The organism is Streptomyces sp. NRRL WC-3549 (assembly GCF_000721935.1).
Classification (GTDB): domain Bacteria; phylum Actinomycetota; class Actinomycetes; order Streptomycetales; family Streptomycetaceae; genus Streptomyces.
On sequence record NZ_KL585421.1, the window covers coordinates 122,174 to 124,172 of the forward strand.

Genomic DNA, 1,999 nt, shown 5'->3' on the forward strand with positions numbered 1-1,999 from the left:
GTGCTCTGGGCCGGCCTGCACGGCATCGCCCAACTGCGGCGGTGGCGCAGCCTTCCGCTCGCGGCCGGCACCGACGACGTCGAACCGCTCCTGAGCGCGCTCCTCGACGCGCATCTCGGCCCGGACGCCGGATGAGCGCGGTCCACCGCCGCGTCGCCCTGGCCGGCAGCGTCGTCGGGGCGGCGGTCGTGGCCCTGGACGGGACGGTGCTGACCGTCGTCCAGCCCACCCTGCAGAAAGAGCTCCACGCCTCCTTCGCACAGGTCCAGTGGACCAGCACCGGCTATCTGATCGCTGTGGCGGGCCTGCTCGTCCTCGCCGGGCGCCTCGGCGACCGGTACGGACACCGGCAGCTGTTCGCCGTCGGGATCCTGGGCTTCGGCGCCACCTCCGCGGGCATCGGACTGGCCTCGGGGATCGAGACGGTGATCGCCCTGCGGGTCGCCCAGGGGGCGTTCGGCGCGGTCCTTCAACCGGCCACCCTCGGCATGCTGAGAGCCGCCTTCCCCCCGGACCGGCTGGGGATGCCCCTCGCGCTGCGTACCAGTGCCATCGGCCTGGCAGCCGCGGCGGGCCCGCTCGTCGGCGGCGCCCTGGCCGTCCACCACGGGTGGCGAGCGGTCTTCTTCCTCAACGTCCCGGCCGCACTGGTGATCGGTCTGCTCGTCCTCGCCGTACGCGGACCCGACCGGCGGGCCGCGGCACCGGTCGGACGCCGGGCGGACGCGGGGCTCGACCTGTCCGGAGCGGCACTCCTCGCGCTCACCGTGGGCTGCCTGGTGTACGCCCTCGCGGGGGTCTCCGGAGGCGGAGGCGCGGTGGTGCCCGCGACCGGCCTCGTGACGGCCACGGTGGCCGGCCTCCTCTTCGCGGGGCGCCAACGGCGGGCGCCGGTCCCGCTCGTGCCACCGGGCCTGCTCGCCTCGACCGCCGTGGTCTCGGGGCTCGGCGTCCTGGTGGCCGCCTCGGCGACGCTGTACGGCAGCCTGTTCACCGCCGTCTACCACCTCCAGGACGTCCTCGGCCTCGACCCGCTGCGCTGTGCGCTGGCGGTGCTGCCGGGGCCGGTGGCCATGGTGGTGGCCGCCCCCCTCTCCGTCCGGCCGGCGCGCCGGTACGGGCCGCGCCGCACCGTCGTGGGCGCGACGACCCTGCTCGCACTGGGCGATCTGCTGCTGTCCCGCCTCGGCGCGGGATCCGGGACGACGCCCGTCTGTATCGCGTTCATCCTGATGGGCGCCGGCTTCGGCACCGTGATGGTCGTCGCCACGGATGTCGTCGTACGCCACGCCCCCGAGCGGCACGCCGGGGTCGCGGGAGGGCTTCAGCAGACCGCGATGAACATCGGCCCGGCCCTGGGCGTGGCCGCCGCGACCGCGCTGCTGGTCCTCGGCGCGCCCGACGGGGCCGCCTCCGGATCGCGGGAGGCGCTGCTCCGCGCCGTTCCGCCCACCCTGGCGGTGCTGGTGGTCGTCGCCGCCACGGGCGCGCTCCTCGCCCGAGGGCTGCCGGGCCGCGGCGGCCCGGCGGTCGCACAGGACTCCACCGTCCGTGCCCGGCGTTAAACTGAGCGTCATGGACGAGGAGTCGCGCTCGCTGACGGACCGGCTCCGGGGCGAGGCGGGGGAGTCGCCCCTCTTCGCCCGGCTCCTCGCCACCGAGGACGACGAGGAGCTGACCGCCGCCCTCACCGGCGCCGAACACCCGCTGTGGGCCCGGGAGATCGCAGCCTTCCGGCTGGGCTGCCGGGGCGACCGCCGGGCCTTCGAGGCGCTGGTCCTCCTGCTCAACCACCGCGACCCGGAGCGCTGCGCGTCGGCCGCCCACGCTCTGCTGCTGCTCGACGACCCCCGCACCCCCCGGGCCGCCGCCGCACTCGCCACCAACACCCTGCGCACCGCCTACGCCCTGCACCCGGTACGCCTCCTGACCGCACTGCGCGCCTCGGAATCCGTCCCCGCCCTGGCCGCCACCCTGGACCTGTCTCTTATACACATCT

1 protein-coding gene and 2 pseudogenes are annotated in these 1,999 nt (G+C 75.8%); all 3 read left to right on the plus strand.

What is annotated here, in order from left to right:
• Positions 1–135: pseudogene (locus IH13_RS0125905) on the plus strand (TetR/AcrR family transcriptional regulator); the annotation flags it as partial.
• Positions 132–1,565, plus strand: a complete 1,434-nt coding sequence (locus IH13_RS0125910; protein WP_037842333.1) for an MFS transporter — start codon at positions 132–134, stop codon at positions 1,563–1,565. The pseudogene IH13_RS0125905 and the gene IH13_RS0125910, both read left to right, overlap by 4 nt.
• Before the next feature lie 10 nt (positions 1,566–1,575).
• A pseudogene (locus IH13_RS0125915) lies at positions 1,576–1,999 on the plus strand (adenylosuccinate lyase); the annotation flags it as partial.